General features: G+C 67.5%; 14 protein-coding genes. 8 read left to right on the top strand and 6 right to left on the bottom strand.

What is annotated here, in order from left to right:
• Positions 1 to 99 precede the first annotated feature (99 nt).
• Together OG300_RS03600 and OG300_RS03595 are read left to right on the top strand one after the other, a co-directional pair.
• Positions 100 to 678 (top strand): TerD family protein, encoded by a 579-nt coding sequence (locus tag OG300_RS03600; protein ID WP_405492099.1) that lies wholly within the window; start codon positions 100 to 102, stop codon positions 676 to 678.
• Between the two features lie 146 nt (positions 679 to 824).
• A complete protein-coding gene (locus OG300_RS03595; protein ID WP_405492097.1) occupies positions 825 to 1,643 on the top strand; it encodes a SigB/SigF/SigG family RNA polymerase sigma factor in 819 nt (272 codons plus the stop codon).
• A gap of 33 nt (positions 1,644 to 1,676) precedes the next feature.
• Here the strand turns inward: OG300_RS03595 and OG300_RS03590 are convergent, their stop codons facing one another.
• Positions 1,677 to 3,053, bottom strand: a complete 1,377-nt coding sequence (locus tag OG300_RS03590) for an ABC1 kinase family protein (RefSeq protein ID WP_405492095.1) — start codon at positions 3,051 to 3,053, stop codon at positions 1,677 to 1,679.
• A gap of 103 nt (positions 3,054 to 3,156) precedes the next feature.
• Between OG300_RS03590 and OG300_RS03585 the strand changes: the two genes are divergently transcribed.
• Positions 3,157 to 3,801 (top strand): TetR/AcrR family transcriptional regulator, encoded by a 645-nt coding sequence (locus OG300_RS03585; protein WP_405492093.1) that lies wholly within the window; start codon positions 3,157 to 3,159, stop codon positions 3,799 to 3,801.
• Positions 3,802 to 3,886: 85 nt separating this feature from the next.
• Here OG300_RS03585 and OG300_RS03580 read toward each other — a convergent pair whose 3' ends face one another.
• Positions 3,887 to 5,080, bottom strand: coding sequence for an esterase/lipase family protein (locus tag OG300_RS03580; RefSeq protein WP_405492091.1), 1,194 nt, complete (start codon positions 5,078 to 5,080; stop codon positions 3,887 to 3,889).
• A gap of 196 nt (positions 5,081 to 5,276) precedes the next feature.
• The gene (locus OG300_RS03575) at positions 5,277 to 6,503 is read right to left on the bottom strand and encodes a PucR family transcriptional regulator (protein ID WP_405492089.1); all 1,227 of its coding nucleotides are present in this window, start codon (positions 6,501 to 6,503) and stop codon (positions 5,277 to 5,279) included.
• A gap of 406 nt (positions 6,504 to 6,909) precedes the next feature.
• On the opposite strand from OG300_RS03575, the gene OG300_RS03570 reads away from it, so the two are divergent.
• The gene (locus OG300_RS03570) at positions 6,910 to 7,578 is read left to right on the top strand and encodes a hypothetical protein (RefSeq protein ID WP_405492087.1); all 669 of its coding nucleotides are present in this window, start codon (positions 6,910 to 6,912) and stop codon (positions 7,576 to 7,578) included.
• Positions 7,579 to 7,650: 72 nt separating this feature from the next.
• Positions 7,651 to 8,037 carry a hypothetical protein gene (locus OG300_RS03565; RefSeq protein ID WP_405492085.1) on the top strand — a complete coding sequence of 129 codons (387 nt, stop codon included), beginning with the start codon at positions 7,651 to 7,653 and terminating at the stop codon, positions 8,035 to 8,037.
• Positions 8,038 to 8,221: 184 nt separating this feature from the next.
• Here OG300_RS03565 and OG300_RS03560 read toward each other — a convergent pair whose 3' ends face one another.
• The 3 genes from OG300_RS03560 to OG300_RS03550 form a co-directional block, all read right to left on the bottom strand.
• Positions 8,222 to 8,884, bottom strand: coding sequence for an HAD family hydrolase (locus OG300_RS03560; RefSeq protein WP_405492083.1), 663 nt, complete (start codon positions 8,882 to 8,884; stop codon positions 8,222 to 8,224).
• Complete coding sequence (locus OG300_RS03555) at positions 8,881 to 10,404, bottom strand: mannitol dehydrogenase family protein (RefSeq protein ID WP_405492081.1); 1,524 nt, start codon at positions 10,402 to 10,404, stop codon at positions 8,881 to 8,883. Before OG300_RS03555 ends, OG300_RS03560 begins: the two co-directional genes overlap by 4 nt.
• A 239-nt stretch (positions 10,405 to 10,643) precedes the next feature.
• Complete coding sequence (locus tag OG300_RS03550) at positions 10,644 to 11,432, bottom strand: hypothetical protein (protein ID WP_405492079.1); 789 nt, start codon at positions 11,430 to 11,432, stop codon at positions 10,644 to 10,646.
• Positions 11,433 to 11,505: 73 nt separating this feature from the next.
• Between OG300_RS03550 and trpM the strand changes: the two genes are divergently transcribed.
• The 3 genes from trpM to trpA all read left to right on the top strand — a co-directional run bounded on the left by trpM (position 11,506) and on the right by trpA (position 13,880).
• Entirely contained in the window at positions 11,506 to 11,658 is a 153-nt protein-coding gene (gene trpM, locus OG300_RS03545) for a tryptophan biosynthesis modulator TrpM (protein WP_405492077.1), read from the top strand.
• Positions 11,659 to 11,823: 165 nt separating this feature from the next.
• Positions 11,824 to 13,065: a tryptophan synthase subunit beta gene (trpB, locus tag OG300_RS03540; protein WP_405492075.1), complete on the top strand. Its 1,242-nt coding sequence runs from the start codon at positions 11,824 to 11,826 to the stop codon at positions 13,063 to 13,065.
• Complete coding sequence (gene trpA / locus OG300_RS03535) at positions 13,062 to 13,880, top strand: tryptophan synthase subunit alpha (protein ID WP_405492073.1); 819 nt, start codon at positions 13,062 to 13,064, stop codon at positions 13,878 to 13,880. Before trpB ends, trpA begins: the two co-directional genes overlap by 4 nt.
• The last annotated feature ends 93 nt before the right edge of the window (positions 13,881 to 13,973 follow it).

The following is a 13,973-nucleotide window of genomic DNA, read 5'->3' as shown; positions in this document are numbered from 1 at the left end:
ATTCGCCGACACCATTGCGCCACCCCGCCAGCGGTTTCGATGCGGCGTGATGGGGCACGTCCGGAGCGAGCGAGAGATTTCGAACGAAAAGGGTTTGCTGTGTCGGTTCCACTACTCACCACCGAGGGGGCGGTGCTCGAATGCATCATGGTTTCGATCGGATGGGATCCGGCTCCGGATCTTGTTCCCATGGATGCCACTGAGCTGGATGCTGGTGCGCCGGATGTGGTTTCAGGTCGGGCGGATCTGAATATCGCGGCGCTGTCGTTCAGCGGCGATCAGCTGGTCGATGCGGTCTATCACGAGAATTTGACGTCGTTGGACGGGTCGGTGCGGCACACCGGAGACAATCTGACCGGTGAGGGGGCGGGCGACAACGAGGTCATCGTGGCGGATCTCAGTCGGATCGCCGATCAGGTGACTTCGGTGTTCCTCGTCATAACCTCGTACACGGCAAGGACTTTCGCCGATGTGCCGAATGCGTACTGTCACATCGTGGATGCGGGATCGACGCTGGAGATCGCCCGGTACTCCCTGACCGGCGGTCCGCACACCGCGGTGGTGGTGGGCAAGCTGGCGCGCGATCCGCGCTCGTGGGAGTTCACCGGGATCGGCCTCGGGGTCGCCGCCACGCATGTCGCCGAGACGGTCGGATATCTGGGCCCCTACCTGCCGTGACGGCCGCCGCGCCGGCTCGCTTCGTTTTCCGTACTGACCTATCCGGGCGAAGCTGACAGTCTGGAGGACAGCGGTACGGGAAACGAAGCGGAGACGTTCAAAATGTGAGCGCGGGACCCGCGGGACAGGTACTGCGGGAGGGTCACATGAACGACCCGAAAACCAGGCTGTCCAGGTCGACGCGGGCAGCCCGCGGGCATGGCCGCAATTCCTACGACGACATCGAACCCTGGCTCGACAAGCTCGCCGCACTCCCCGCCGACTGCGCGGAACGCACGCTGCTGCGCGAGGAGATCCTGCGTCGGTGTCTGCCGCTGGCCCAGCACATCGCCCGCCGCTACTGCGGGCGCGGGGAGAGCTACGACGACCTCTACCAGGTCGCCTCGCTGGGACTGATCGAATCCGTCGACCGCTACAGCCCGGAGCGGGCCACCTCGTTCCTGGCCTACGCGGTGCCCACCATGCTCGGCGAGGTCCGCCGCTACTTCCGCGACCGCACCTGGGCACTGAGAGTTCCACGGCGGGTCAAGGAGATTCAGCAGCAGCTCGGACCGGCGATCGAGGTGCTGTGCCAGCGCCTGGCGCGGATGCCGACCGCCGGTGAGATCGCCGTCCAGCTCGAGGTCGACATCTCCGACATCATCCACGCCATGATCGCCGCCAACGCCTACCGCACCGACCCCCTGGATCCGCCCCGAGCCGAGGACGGCGGCGAGGCGCCGTCCTCGATCGCCGACTTCATCGGCCACGAGGATCCCGGCTACCAGCTCACCGACGACAGCCTCGCCGTCGGACCGCTGCTCGACGAACTCCCCGACCGCGTCCGGGAAATCCTGCGCCTGCGCTTCTTCGACTGCTGCACCCAGGCTCAGATCGCCGACCGCCTCGGCATCTCCCAGATGCAGGTCTCCCGCATCCTCACCCGAACCCTGACCGAACTGCGAGAACAGGCTCTTCAGAATTGAAACCCGTTCCCTGACAACCGCATTCGATCTCCACTACCGGCCGGTGCTCGCCCGCCACTGCTCGGCGGCGCGGCCCAGGTCGGTGGTGGGGGGTTCGCGGTAGAGCCATTCGCGGGCGAGGCGGTGCCAGTTGTTGGTGGTGCGCAGTTGGCCGAGGGCGGCGAAGGTGAAAAGGTCTGCGCGGCGGGAGAATACGTGTTCGGGGGGTAGGAGTTGGTTGCGTAGGCCGCGGAATTCGGCGGCGCGGGGGTCGACGGCCATCACGACCGCGCCGGTGGCCAGTTCGGGGGTGACGGTGATGGGCTCGTCGAGGAAGTGCCAACCCGTTGCGGCCCAGACGTATTCGAGGCAGTCGCGGGGGCTCACGTCGGCGGACGGGTCGACGATGCCGCGGTCGACCCAGTGGCGGTAGAGGTCCTCGGCGCGTTCCTCGCAGGCGGCGCGCAGGCCAGTGCGTTCGAACTCGGCGTGCACGGGGTCCATGCGGTGGTAGAGGCCGAAGTCGACGAACGCGACCCGGCCGTCGGGGGCCAGCAGGATGTTGCCGGGGTGCGGGTCGCCGCAGAATTCGTAGTCGGTGAACAGGGGGGTGATGTAGAAGCGGTAGATCACCTCACCGATGCGGTCGCGTTCGGCGTCGGGCAGCGCCCGCATCTCGTCGAATTGACGGCCCGCCACGAACTCGGTCACCAGCACGTTCGGTCCGCAATGCTCCTGGATGCTGTCGGGGACGGTGAGCAGCGGATGCCCGCGATAGCGCTCGGAGATCCGATGCTGGGTGCGCGCCTCGCCCAGGTAGTCGAGTTCGCCGCCGATATTGCGGGAGATCTCGTCGAGCACCGAGGCGTCGCCCGCGCTGGGCAGGATCGCGCGCAGCAGCCCGCTGAACATGGTCAGGTTGCGCATATCCGAATGCACCGCGGCATCGACGCCCGGATACTTCACCTTCACCGCGACCTCGCGGCCGTCACGCAGCCGGGCCCGATACACCTGCCCGATCGAGGCCGCCGCCACCGGCGTCTCGTCGAAGTCGGCGAACACCCGCGCCAGCGGACCCAGATCCGCCTCGATCACCTGCCGCATATCCGCGAACCCGACCGCCGGTGCGCGATCCCGCAGTTCGGCGAGCTTGTCGCGGAACATGGCCCGATGTTCCTCGGGCACCAGGTCCAGGTCGAGCATGGACAGCATCTGCCCGAGCTTCATGGCAGCGCCCTTCATACTGCCCAGCACCGCCACCAATTGCTGTGCGGCCTGTAAAGCGGAGCGCTCGGCCAGGATTCGCCGCGCCTGCTCGGTCCGCCCGATCATCGACAGCCGGGTCCCCGCACCCCGCACGGCCTGCCCGGCCGCCAGCCGCCCCAACCGGGTGCCACGCGCCACCCGACCCTTCGGTACTCGACCGGTCATGCGGCACCTCCCGAGAGCCTGTAGCGCAACAAGATACCGCACGGGTGACGGCCGTCACGGCTAAGCTGAGCATCGCTCATTTCTCTGCAGCGAGGAGGCTGTGGTGCCGCCCAAAGCTGGCCATCAGCGCCGCCGGCCGATTCAGGACCGGTCCAAGGCCACCCGGGAACACATTCTCGATACCGCGGCCCGACTGTTCGGGGAACGCGGGATCGCGAGCACCTCCACCAATCGGATCGCGGCCGAGGCGGGGATCAGCATCGGGACGCTGTACCGGTACTTCTCCGATCGCGGCGTCATCGTGGACGAACTGATGGGCCGCCTGCTCGAGAGCTCCGAACGCAGCTTCACGCACTGGGTTTCGGGTATCTCCCCGCGCTCGGCGACCACACTCGGACCCTCGACCCGGCAGATCATCACCGAACTGCTCGAGGTGTTCACCGGGGAACTGGTCGCCAACGCCAAACTGGTGCGGGCGCTGGTGGCGGGCGTGCAGTTCTACAGCAGCGGGCTGCCCGAATTCGAGCCGCGGCTGCGCCTGCTGGTGAAGGTGCTGCTCATCCAGATCCTCGGACCGGGCAACGACCACAAATACGACGTGATGACCTTCGTGCTGATCAACACCGGATTCGCGAGCGTGCTGCGGGCCACCGCCCTCGAGGTCGACAGTCAGGAACGCCAGGAGGCCATCGACATGACGGCCGGGATGATCGCCACCTGGATCGAGGCCGAGGCGCGAACCGGGTAGCGACGGAACGAAACCCGCCGGAAGTTCAGGGGGCATACTTCCGACGGGTTCGCCCGCGGCGGCTCAGCGTGCGAGGACAGACACGCTAGAGCGAACCGCCGCCGCCCAGCAGCCAGGGGTTGAAGCTGCACTGCAGGTCCGGGAACTTGACCGGGTCCAGGGCACGCAGCGCGATCGAGAGGGCGCGTGGGGAGTACATCAGCGTCAGGTGGTCGGACAGGTCCTGTTCGCAGCCGTCCTGCAGCAGGATGTTGTCGACCTTCGCACCGGGGCCCGCCTTCAGGAAGGTCAGGTCGACGGGGTTGGTCACCTCGTCGTAGCGGGTGCCGACGATGGTGTAGTCGATGCCCGGCACGGTGTCACCGTTGGCGTTGAGCTTGTTGATGAAGTCCGAGCCGATGGTCTGCTGAATTCCCGCGTGGCCCACGAACATCTCGACGAAGCCGAGCACGTCGATGCCGAAGTTGTTGACCGCCCGGCCGAGCGCGCCGATACCGTCGAGCGAGGTCCCGTGGTTGGTCGCGCCGAAGGTGACCAGGTTGTGCACCTTGGGCGCACCGCCCTCGAACTTGGTGTACCAGTTGGCGAGTGCGCCGCCCTGCGAGTGCGCGACGATGTCGACCTGCGGTGCTCCGGTGGCGGCCAGCACCCGATCGATGAAGGCGGACAACTGTTTCGCCGAATCCTGGATGTAGCCGGTGCCCATCACGCCGGGCAGTACCGACCCCAGACCGCCGCCCTGCAGCAGATCGGAGCGGCCGTAGTTGAGGGTGAAGGTGCAGAAGCCCGCGTCCTTGATCGGCTGGCCCATGAACGCGAAACCGTTGTAGGCGTTCATCCAGGTGCCGTGCACCAGCACCACCGGGCGCGGGTGTTCGGCGGTCGGCTTGCAGTTCCAGTCGTTGGCGCCCGGAGGGGTGGCGTCCGGGTTGGCCAGGCCGTAGCCGAAGGCCGCCAGCCACGAGGTCATGGACGGGCCGTAAGCCTTGGTGTCGGAGGCGAATCCACCGGAGGAGCCGCTGCTGGAGCCGGAGCCGCCCAGGCAGTCGCCGGAACCGTTGCCCGAGCCCGCGCCGCTCCCGGAGGTGCACGCGGAACCGGTCCCCGCGATGGGCGCGGCCTGCTTGAGTCCGGCATGGATGTAGTCGGCCAGTTGCTGTTCGGTGGGAGCCGGGTCCGGTGCGGCGTCGGCGCCCGCGCCCGCGAATCCGAGTGCCAGCATCGACACCCCGGCCATTATCGAAACCCGCGCCGCCCCGCGGCGGATACTTCGTCTCATTTCGTGCCTTCCTCCAGCCCGATCAGGTCGGAATCCATTGGTGCGCTTTACTTTTCGGCACCGAATCCGAAATCACCGTAAGCCGGAGAAGAGCAGCGAATAAGAGTTGTCAGCGAATTCTGGAGGACGTCACCAAGATGGCCGGGACCTTCGGTGAGACGCTACAACAGTGAAATATTCTCCGGATACGCATATTTCACGAGGCGTCCTTGTGGTCACTGAAGGTGCGGGCGATGAGGGCGGAACGCAATTGCCACAGCCCCGATGTCGCGCCCGGATCGAATCCGGTGAGCTGACAGATCTTCTTCAACCGGTAGTCGACGGTATTGGTGTGAATGTGCATGACCCGCGCCGTACGCTGCCGGTTGAGATTGTTGCTGATATGGCATTGCAGGGTTTCCAGCAGTTCCGGATGCCCGGAGAGCGGTTCCAGTAGCGCGCCCAGGGATTCCCGGCCCGGCCCCGGGCGGGTGAGCTGATATTCCAGCGCCATATCCGCGAAACGGTACAGTCCGGCAACGCATTCCAGGCGCTGCACCATATCCAGGAGTTCGTGGGCGCGGTCGGCCGCCGACGGCACCTCGGCGGTGGGCGCGACGACCAGGGCCGCGGTGACCGGGACATGCGCGGCCACCGACAGCTGGACGATGAGGGTGTCCAGATCCTCGACGGCGGTGCTGGGAATGAGCACGGTGCCGCCGTCCACGCTCAGCAGCGCGAGCGCGACATCCCCGCAGCGGGTGGCGAGTTCGGCCTGCAGCCGACGCAGGATGCGGCGGGCCACCACCTTGCCGTCGAGCCCGGGATGACGCTGGTCGGGATGCTCCGGAATCGCCAGCGCCAGCACCGAATACTCGGCGGCGATGTCGATGCCGCATTCGCGGGCCATGGTGGAGGTCGAATGTCCGCCCAGCAGTGCGGAAGTGAGGGTGTGCACGGCGGTGTGATGCTCGCTGACCACGGCCTTGTGTTCGCGCACGTACGCGCGGGCGACGGTCGCGCTGATCGTATCCAGCATGGACACCACGAGTTTCGCGCCGTCGACCAGGCTGGCGTAGTCGCGCACCGTCGCGGTGGACACCACCCGGTCGAAGCCGACCCGGAAGCCCTCGTGGATGGAGTGCAGCACGGTGTCGATGGGCACGCCCTCGCGCGCCCAGCCCGCGGCGGCCTCGGCGAGTTTGCCGGTCTTGCCGGGGAAGTCGTCGCCGTCCAGCATGCTGACGGCCAGTTCGAGGCAGACCCGGGTGACCGCGGTGACGTCGCCGGAGATGATGTCGCCCGGCAGCGTCCGGCACGGGATCACATTGTCGACGAAATGCCCGACCAGCTGCCGGGATACCGCGCGCACGTCCTGTAGCGGGGTGGACATCGGTTTCCCGGAGACGGTCAGGCCCACTCGCAGTGCTCCGTCAGTTGTCATCGTCGACTTCCTTCCGATCTACCGCACGCGCCGGTGGAGTTCGAACTCTAAGGTGATCAGCAGCTCACTTTCTACTCTGTTTCCCATCGGCCACTGGCAGATCCATCGATCCGGCGTTGACCTGCGGATCATCCACTGCCGGACACCAGGTTTCGGAGCGGCGCACCGGCCAGATTCGAGATCAGCTCACTTTTTGTGAAGGACCGCTCATTTTGTGTACGCGTCCGGCGACCTGGTGCCGCTTCACAATTCGCGGTCCGGATCGTTGTGCCCTCGATCAACATCACCGTACGGGTGTCGAAATTCCCCGCGCCGACACTATTATCTTCCGCAACCTGCAACGGCGCGGTGTGAAAACAGAATCCATTCGGAAGGAAAACATGTCGGATATCTGCGGCATGGCGGCATGACCGAGTTCTCCCACAGCGGTATTCCCGAACAACGCGACCGTATCGATCCCAGCACGCTGCCGCCCGCCGACAGTGTCGCGACAGTAATCGTGGCCCTGGGTTCCGACCCGGGCGCGGAGCGGCTCGCCGCGGTACTGCTGCTCGCCTGGTATCTGCGCGCCGAACCGGACGAGCCGACCTTCGAATCCACCCTCACCGACCGATTGCGCTCCGCCGCAACGGAACCCGGAGTCCGCCAGGTCCACGTCTGCGTGGTGGCGGGTGTGATCGACGACGAGGCTGCCGCGGTGTGGGCGCTGACCCGGGTCGCGGCGGTGACGGACGCCTTCGCCGCCGACCACACCGCACCGTCCTGCGACGAGATCGCCTACCGGGCAACGCTGATCACCGAACGCGCCTTCACCCTCCCCGGCGCGACCACCCGACCGGTGACCGCACAGGCGGCCCTCGCGGGCGCACGCCGCGCCCTGCTCGCCCTGCAACCCCGACTGCGCTGGCGGCTCATCGACATCGAGCCCGGCATCGCCCTCATCGACCTGGTCACCGAGATGGCCGTGCCGGACGCGTTCTCCTGCAACGAGATCCTGCTGCGGTCGGGTCAACGCTGGGCCCCCACCACCGTCCGCTCACCGGCCGGACCCCGAGTGCCCGGCGGGAACGGGTAGCCGATCTCGGTACAGTGAGTGGCACAACGGCTTTCGGGCCGGAGCAGTGACGCCAGGTGGGGAGACCGGGATATGACGCGGGTTGTCGACGACAGAGCGGCGCGATTGAAACGCTTCGCCTCGACCTGGAAGACGCTGGGCGTCTTCGGTTTCCTGGCCACCCTGCTGGTGTCGGGGGCGGCCTGGATGGCCTTCGACGAACCCACCCACTGCGGCTACGAATCGCCCTGCTCAACAAACGCGATCCTGTCCGGAGCCGCACTCCCCATGCTGTGCGCCTGGGGTTTCTGGCTCGCCGCCGGTGTCGTCACCTGGCAGATCGAATACTCCGCCGCCACCAAGGGGAAGCCCGTCCGCGCGGGCCGCGCGATCTTCGCCGGGGTGGCGGTCTTCGCCCTCGGTCTCGTCGTGACCCTGTATGCCCTCACCGCGGCCGTGGACGCCACCCACGGCCCGTGATCACAGCCACGCTAGGCGTCCACCGCCAGCGGCGAGAGCTGCCAGTCGCCACCGCCGGTGAGCGTAGTCGACCACGCCGGGTGCGGCGGGATAGGCGACGGCGGCACGCAGGTCGCCCAGCGGCAGGTAGGGCCGCTGCGACAGGAACAGGGTGTCGTTGCCCAGCGGGTGGGCGGTGAACTCGCTAGGAGTTGGCTGCGAGGATGTAGTCGATGACGGGATGCAGGTCGGGATACACCCGATGGGCCAGCCTGCGGGTCTCTTCGGTGGGCCGCACCAGGTCCGGGACCAGGATGCAGCGCAGGCCTGCCGCGTGCGCGGCCAGCAGACCGTTGGTCGAATCCTCCAGTGCCAGAGTGTGATCCGGTTCCTGGCCCAGGGTCGCAACCGCCTTCAGGTACGGCTCCGGATCCGGCTTGCCGTTGACGACGTCCTGCCGGGTGATCACCGCGTCGAAACGCGCACCGAGCCCGGCCAATCCGAGGTGATGATCGGCCCGCTCCCGCGACGACGAGGTGGCGATCGCCTTCGGAATCCCTTGCCGCTCCAGCTCATCGAGCAGCGCCGCCACGCCCGGCTTGACGGCAAGCTGCCCCTGGTCGACCAGTTCACGCAGATGCCGCTCGTGCAGGTCGAAGTACGCCCGCAGCGGGAAATCCGGGCCGTAGGCGGTCACGGCCAGCTCCCGGCAGCGGTCGGCCGGAACGCCGATCATGGAGCGGCAGAACGCATCCGGCATGTCGAAGCCGAGTTCCGCGCCCGCGCTCACCAGCGATCGCATGGCCAGCCGCTCGGAATCCAGCAGCAGGCCGTCCATGTCGAAGACGACCGCGCGTACCACCGTCATCGGTTGCTCCCTTCGTATCCCGGGTCGAGTCGGCGCCGGACCGTGGCGTCGACGCCGTCGCGCACGAGTTCGGCCAGCGCGTCGCCGACCTGCCGGTGTAATCGGTGCGGCTCCGGCAGCGTGCCGAAAATATCGGTGCGCTGCAAGAAAGCGCGCGCACAGCGGTGCGGGTCGGTGGTGTCGGCGAGGGCGGCCAGCGAATTCTCGCGCGGATCGGCCACTGTCATCACCGCGCCGGGCTCCCGGCTCGCGGTGAACCAGCGGATCCAGGCGGCGATGAGCAGTTCCGCACCCGGGGTCGGGCGGCCCGCCTCGATGTTGTCACGCAGGGCGGCAACGACTCTCGGGACCATCTTGTCCGAGCCGTTGCGGCCCACCCTGGTCATGTCGTGGCAGATGGCCGGGTTGCGGAAGCGGACCATGAGCTCGTCCACCGTGCGATGCAGTTCGGTCGCGGGCAGCGCCAGTGTCGGCCCCTGCTCGCACCGCATGAACTGCCGCGCCAGCGCGCCGAGGGCCGGATCGGCGGCGGCCTCGGCGATGGTGCAGTATCCGGCGAGCGCGCCGAGGTAGGCCAGCAGCATGTGGGTGCCGTTGAGCAGGCGCAGTTTCGCCTGCTCGTAGTCGGTGACGTCGGTGACGAAGCGGGCCCCGGCCAGGTCCCAGCGCGGGCATTCACCGTCGAAGTGCTCGATGGTCCAGGTCATGAACGGCTCGGCCGAGACCGGCGCGCGATCCTCGATGCCGCCCAGCCAGTTCCGGGCCGCCGCCGGATCGGCCGGGGTGGCGGGCTGCACGATGCGGTCGACGACGCTGTTGGGGAACTGCACGTTGCGCGCGATCCAGTCGGCGAGGCCGCCGTCGCGCAGGGCGGCGAAATCGATGACGGCGGCACGCAGATTGCGGCCGTTGCCACACAGGTTGTCGCAGCTGAGCACGACCGGGGGTATGCCGCCGCGGCGGCGGATCGCGGCGAAACCGTTGGCCAGCATGCCGATCGGGCTGATCGGGTGGCGCGGATCGCGCAGGTCGTGGCGGACGGACTCACAGTTCTCGTCGAGCCGACCGGTGACCGGGGAGATGCAGTAGCCGCTGGCGGTGACGGTGAGCGTCACGATCTTGATGTCCGGGTGCGCGATTCGCTTCGGGACACCGAGGCGATCCGACGGCGCGTGCACGGCATCGACGATGGCGCCGACCACTTCGACGCGGACGCGGCCGTCGTCGTGCAGCAGGGTCGTGTACAGGTTGTCCTGCGCGCGCAGGGCCGCCACCACGGTCGGGCGGGTCATGGCCACCGACGCGATGCCCCAGCGCGGATCCGAGGTGGCGTCGATGGCGTGCTGGGTGGCGAGGGCCTGATGGGCCCGGTGGAAGGAACCGCAGCCGAGGTGCAGGATGCCGGTGCTGAGGCTGCGCGGCGCGAAGCCGGGCCGCACCACGGCGGTCGGCAGTTTGCCCAGCAGCGCGGCCGAGAGTCTGGGTGCCGTCGGGGCGGAATTATCGGGTAGCACACGCATGGGGGGTGACTCCGTCTGTCCGAGAGAATTGCGATGTCGATCAGAGGCGTCGAATCAACACTGAATCAGGCGCGTTTCGCACGCTAAGACACCCTGGACAAGTTCGCGTGAACAGACGGAGTGCGACCGTAAAGATCGGTTACTGCGTAATCCCCTTGCCAAACCTCAAGATTCCGTAAATTCCCACGTCGATTCTGAAGGATCTCTGAGCGGGAATTGAGAAATGCCGCGAAGAATATTTACTGGTGAGCTGGCTCACCCGCCGCAACGGTGGTAGATCGAGCCTCGCGAACACCCAGCATTCCGATGAGCGCCACCATCGGCACGGTCACCGCGAGCGTCACCCACCCGGTGCCCAGCCCGAGGCCATCGGCGTGCGTGGAGGCCAGCCAGTCGGTGACCGACGCCCCGAGCGGCCGTGTCACCACGTAGGCCGACCAGAAGGCCGCCACCGCACCCAGCCCGAACCATCGAAAAGCGATGGCGGGCACCGCGATCGCCACCGCGAACAACACCGCCGAGGGCATGAATCCCAGATGCAGACGCTCGGCCGTCAAATCACCGGCAACCGTGCCGAGCGCGAAGGTGGTCATCACCGTAGACCAGTAGAACACCTCCCGCCTTCGAGTCGAAATGCTGTGCACGGAAAGGGTTTTCTCACTGCGATACCAGACCCGGAGAATGACTCCCAGCAGCACGGCGAATCCCAGTGTCGACAACGCCAGTGGCACCCCGATCACGAAATCGACGATATCGGCGACCATGGTGCCGACAATGCTGACCATCACCACCGCCGTCCAGTAACTCCACACCCGGTAGCCCGGAGTCCGGAATTGCACGTACAGACTCGCGCCCAGCAGCAGCAGGCCGCCGCCGACCGCCAATTCCGGCGGCAGGTGATTGACGAGGAAATCGGAGAACGTCTCCCCCATACCGGTGGAGAGGACTTTGATCACCCAGAACAGCGCGGTGATCTCGGGCACCTTCGACAGCCGCGGGCCCGCGGACGAAACGGCAACCGCCGCCATGTTTTTCACGTCCGCAGGGTGACATCCGGGCGCTGAGAAACCGCTGTGAAGCGGGCTGGGCTACGCTGCGGAGGTGTCCATCGCCGCGCGTCTCGCCCCCGGTTGCCGCCCTCGCGGCTGCCGTGCGCCCGCACGCCGCGTGCACGGACGCCGGGTCCGGTATGTGATCGGTTCGGAGCCCGGCCAGGTCAACGGCATGCGATGGCTTCGCGCGGCGCGCGCGTAATACGGAGCCTGTGAGGGAGTACGTCTCCCCCGCTCCGACTCTCGCCTGAATCGACGATCGACTTGCCCCGTGTGGTCGGTCGACGTCCTCGACGCGCGTCGCGTATCCGCGAGCATCCCATCCCCCGATGACCGGGCACCCGTCCCGGCGAGGAGTGCGTCGACCATGACGAACCGATTCTTCCTGCCCGCTCCGCGCGAGCAATTACCCACCGAGCAAGGCTATTTCGGCGATTTCGGCGGCAAGTTCATTCCCGAGGCGCTGGTCGCCGCCGTCGACGAGGTCGCCGCCGAATACGAGAAGGCCGCGCTGGATCCCGTGTTCATCGCGGACCTCGAGGAACTGCTGGTGCACTACGCCGGGCGACCCAGCCCGCTCACCGAGGTCCGGCGGTTCGCCGAACATGCCGGTGGCGCACGGGTTTTCCTCAAGCGTGAGGATCTGAACCACACCGGCTCGCACAAGATCAACAATGTGCTGGGGCAGGCGCTGCTCACCAAGCGCATGGGCAAGCCGCGCGTCATCGCCGAGACCGGGGCGGGCTCGCACGGGGTGGCGACCGCGACCGCGTGCGCGCTGTTCGGCCTCGAATGCACGGTCTACATGGGCGAAGTCGATATGGAACGACAGGCCCTCAACGTGGCCCGGATGCGGATGCTGGGCGCGCAGGTGGTGCCGGTCCGCTCCGGCTCGCGAACACTGAAGGACGCCATCAACGAGACGTTCCGGGACTGGGTCGCCTCGGTGGACAGCACCCACTACATCTTCGGGACGGTGGCCGGACCGCACCCGTTCCCGGCCATGATCCGCGACTTCCAGCGGGTCATCGGCGTGGAGGCGCGGCGGCAGATCCAGCAGCGGGCCGGGCGGCTGCCGGACGCGGCTGTGGCCTGCGTCGGAGGTGGATCGAACGCCATCGGACTGTTCCACGCGTTCATTCCCGACGAGCACGTCCGGCTGATCGGTTGCGAGGCAGCGGGATTCGGCGTCGAGACCGGTAAGCACGCCGCGACGCTGTCGGCCGGGGAGCCCGGCATCCTGCACGGTTCCCGCTCCTATGTCCTGCAGGACGACGAGGGTCAGATCACCGAGGCCTGCTCGATCTCGGCGGGCCTGGACTATCCCGGCATCGGACCCGAGCACGCGTATCTGCACGACAGTCGGCGCGGGGAATACCGGCCGATCACCGATGACGCGGCGATGCGAGCCTTCCGGCTGCTGGCCGCGACCGAGGGCATCATCCCGGCCATCGAGAGCGCGCACGCGCTGGCCGGCGCCCTCGAGGTCGGTCGCGAGCTCGGTCCCGACGGGTTGATCCTGGTCAATCTGTCCGGGCGTGGCGACAAGGATATGGACACGGCCACAAAATATTTCGAGCAGCACGGCCCGGAGGCGAATCCGTCATGAGCGGCAACATCGCATTGCTCACCAACACCCTGGCCGCCGCCGCACGCGCGGATCGCGCCGCGCTGGTGGCGTACCTGCCCGCGGGGTTCCCCACGGTGGACGGCGGCATTGCCGCGGTCACAGCCGTCCTCGACAGTGGCGCGGACATCCTCGAAATCGGCCTGCCACACAGTGATCCGATCCTCGACGGCCCGGTCATCCAGACCGCCGCCGAGGTCGCCCTGCGCGGCGGCGTCCGAATCGCCGATGTACTGCGCACCGTGCGCGAGGCATACGCGGCCAGCGGCAAACCGATCCTGGTGATGACCTACTGGAATCCGGTGCAGCGCTACGGCATCGAGCGCTTCGCCACCGAACTCGCCGCGGCCGGTGGCGCGGGCTGCGTGCTACCGGACCTGCCGGTGCAGGAATCCGAGCGCTGGCGCGAGCAGGCCGCCGCGCACGATCTCGCGACCGTGTTCGTGGTGGCCCCGAGCACCACCGGGGACCGGCTGGCCGAGATCACCACGGCCGGAAGCGGATTCGTCTACGCCTCGGCACTGATGGGGGTCACCGGCACCCGAACCTCCGGCGGCGGCGCGGCAGGCACCCTGGTGCGGCGCACCAAATCCACCACCGACCTGCCGGTCTGTGTGGGCATCGGCATCTCCGACGCCGGACAAGCGGCCGAGGTCGCTGCCTTCGCCGACGGCGTCATCGTCGGCTCCGCCCTGGTCCGGACACTGCTCGACGCTCCCGACGAGGCAGCCGGGCTAGCGGCCCTGCGCTCGCTGACAACCGAACTGTCCGACAGCATGTTCCGCGGCGAGCACTGACCGATCCGAAGCGGGGTGTCCGCAGTGGGCACCCCGCTACGGATCGGTCAGCGATGAACCCTCAGCCGTTGCACTGAGTGGCCGTGGCGTGCC

This window comes from Nocardia sp. NBC_00511 (genome assembly GCF_045161165.1).
Lineage (GTDB): Bacteria > Actinomycetota > Actinomycetes > Mycobacteriales > Mycobacteriaceae > Nocardia.
Note: the sequence above shows the minus strand (reverse complement) of the source record. Positions and strands in the feature narration are given on the sequence as shown.